This window comes from Dokdonella sp., from assembly GCF_039926425.1.
Lineage (GTDB): Bacteria > Pseudomonadota > Gammaproteobacteria > Xanthomonadales > Rhodanobacteraceae > Dokdonella_A.
Window position 1 is genome coordinate 1 of record NZ_JBDSWZ010000203.1, and the last position, 2,539, is coordinate 2,539.

General features: G+C 64.7%; 2 protein-coding genes and 1 pseudogene. 1 reads left to right on the forward strand and 2 read right to left on the reverse strand.

Going from position 1 to position 2,539, the window contains the following annotated elements; genetic code table 11:
* Nucleotides 1-480 (forward strand): annotated as a pseudogene (locus ABIV12_RS11955) (hypothetical protein); the annotation flags it as partial.
* A gap of 39 nt (nt 481-519) precedes the next feature.
* Here ABIV12_RS11955 and ABIV12_RS11960 read toward each other — a convergent pair.
* Both ABIV12_RS11960 and ABIV12_RS11965 read right to left on the reverse strand, forming a co-directional pair.
* Nucleotides 520-1,302, reverse strand: coding sequence for an SDR family oxidoreductase (locus ABIV12_RS11960; protein WP_348059541.1), 783 nt, complete (start codon nt 1,300-1,302; stop codon nt 520-522).
* A 60-nt stretch (nt 1,303-1,362) separates the two neighbouring features.
* On the reverse strand, nt 1,363-2,539 hold a 1,177-nt coding region (locus ABIV12_RS11965; protein ID WP_348059543.1), incomplete at its 5' end, for a transglycosylase SLT domain-containing protein.

The following is a 2,539-nucleotide window of genomic DNA, read 5'->3' on the forward strand; positions in this document are numbered from 1 at the left end:
CCCACGACACCGATTCCGCTCGACCAGGTGCGCGGCACGGTTCGCGAGAAAATCATCAGCGAGCGCATTTCGAAAGCGTCGAAGGCACGCGCAGATGCGGTCTTCGCGGAACTCGAAAAAGGCACCACGCTCGACGCGCTGGCAACCACAAACAAGCTCAAGGTCGAGGAGCAGAAAGGGCTGGGACGCGAAGGAGCCACGGTGGACAGCGCGCTGGTCAAGGCAGCGTTCGCGATGCCGCGGCCGGCTGCTGGCAAGGCGAGCCAGCAGCTGGTGGATCTGGGTGGAGACACGTACGCGCTGGTGCAGCTGGATGCGGTCACCGACGGCGATCCATCCAAGCTCGATGCGAAGACGCGCGAAGCAGCTCGCAATACGCTTGTCCAGGGAGTTGGTGGTGCCGCTTCGCACGAGTTCGTTCTCGCGTTGCGCAATGCCACCAAAATCAAGCTGTCGGAAGACCGGATGAACGATCTGTGATGGAACCGGACCGGAGCGTTCGCGCTCCGGTCCGTTGTCTCAGATTCCTGTCATGCCGAGCGTGCTGTAGCCAGCGTCAACATAGGTGACTTCACCCGTCACGCCGGACGCGAGGTTCGAGCAGAGAAACGCGGCGACGTTGCCGACTTCGTCGATCGTCACGCTGCGCCGCAGCGGCGCGTTCTGCTCGACGTGCTCGAGCATCTTGCGGAAGTTCGCGATGCCGGACGCGGCAAGCGTCTTGATCGGCCCCGCCGAAATCGCGTTGACGCGCGTGCCTTCCGGCCCGAGGTTGTACGCGAGATAGCGCACGTTCGCCTCGAGGCTCGCCTTCGCCAGGCCCATCACGTTGTAGTTGGCGAGCGCGCGCTCAGCGCCGAGATAGGTCAGCGTCAACACCGACCCGTTGCGGCCTTTCATCAGCGGGCGCGCGGCTTTCGCGAGCGCGGCGAGGCTGTAGCTCGAAATGTCGTGCGCCATCGCGAAATTCTCGCGCGTGAGACCGTCGAGGAATTCTCCCTGCAGCGCCTCGCGCGGCGCGTAGCCGATCGAATGGATGAGAATGTCGAAACCGTCCCAGCGGTCGGCCAGCTGCTCGAACAATGCCGCGATATCGCTGTCGCGCGTGACGTCACATGGAAGCACGATCGATGAGCCAAAGGCGGTCGCCGCTTCGTCGACGCGATCCTTCAGCTTGTCGTCGACGTAGGTGAAGGCGAGTTCCGCGCCTTCGCGGTGCATGGCATTTGCAATGCCCCAGGCAATCGAGCGCTGGCTCAAGATGCCGGTGATCAATGCACGCTTGCCGTTGAGGAAACCCATGTGTACTCCCGGTTCGGTTCGGATCGGTGAAGCCGCGCAGTTTAACCGAGCGCTGCGGATTCAGCCTGCGTCGGCAGCAAGCCGCACCTTGTCGCCCAGGCGCAACGTGGCGCCCAGACGGGGATTCATCCTTCTCAGCTGCTTCAGCGGAATGGCGTAACGATGAGCAACACCGGACAACGTGTCGCCTGCGACGATCACATGTTCGCGCGCTTTCGTCGGTGACGTCGTATCTGCTTCGTTGCGTGGCGCAATCTCTCGTCCGGGCAGCAGCAGGCGCGTATTCGGCAACACCGTTGCCGTTTCTTCCAGCGCGTTGGCCGCGGCGAGGATGCCGACCGGAATGCCCAGGTGTGACGCCCATGTCTCGAGGCCGCTCGTCCGGCCGGATTTCTCTTCTCGCCAGTCGCTCCACATGGCTTGCGGCACCGACGCGGAGACCGACTGGAACTGCGCAACCCGCGTGCTCGGCAGCAGCAATCGATGCAGCGCGGCGTCCGGCATGCGGTTGCGCCGGTAGCCGGCGTTGAAGCGCCGCAGGTCGACGAGTTCCGTCGCGGAAAATCGCGCTGCGACGCGCAGGTCCATCCCGGCGGCGAGCGTGACGACGCGCAGGCGGTCGTCCTCAACGGGTTCTGGCAGGGTCACACCGAATTGCCCGGGGTCGTCGACGATGCAGGCGAGTGCGAGCAGGCGGTCGAGATGCTCGTGGGTCACGCGGTTGAACGAGATCTTCGCCAACTCGTCGGCGGAGATCGTCCGCGCGTCGCGTTCGCCGAGCAGTTTGCGGACGCGGAACTCGCCGCTGTTGAACGCCATGTCGGCGAATCGCCAGTCGGCAAACTCGCGGTAGTAGCGCGCGAGGAGATCCAGCGCTGCGTCCGTGGAGGCGAGCGCATCGAGACGCCCGTCGTAATCGGCGTTGACGGACAAGCCTGCCGCGCGAGCCGTGTCGGGGACCAGTTGCCACATGCCTGCCGCGCGATCGCCGTGAGCGGGGAGGGGCCGATAGGTACTCTCAAGGTACGGAAGCAGGGCGAACTCGCCTGGAAGATCGCGACGCGCGACTTCGTCGCTCACGAGCATCAGGAATGGCAACGCCTCTTTCAGGCTCGCGCTGAAGGCGCGTGTGCCTCGCGTGTAGTAGCGCGCCCAGCGTTGCACTTCGGGGCGGTAGTCGCAGCCCTGCATCGCGAAGCGGGTGCGCAGATCGGACCATGGAACCTGCCCGGATGCG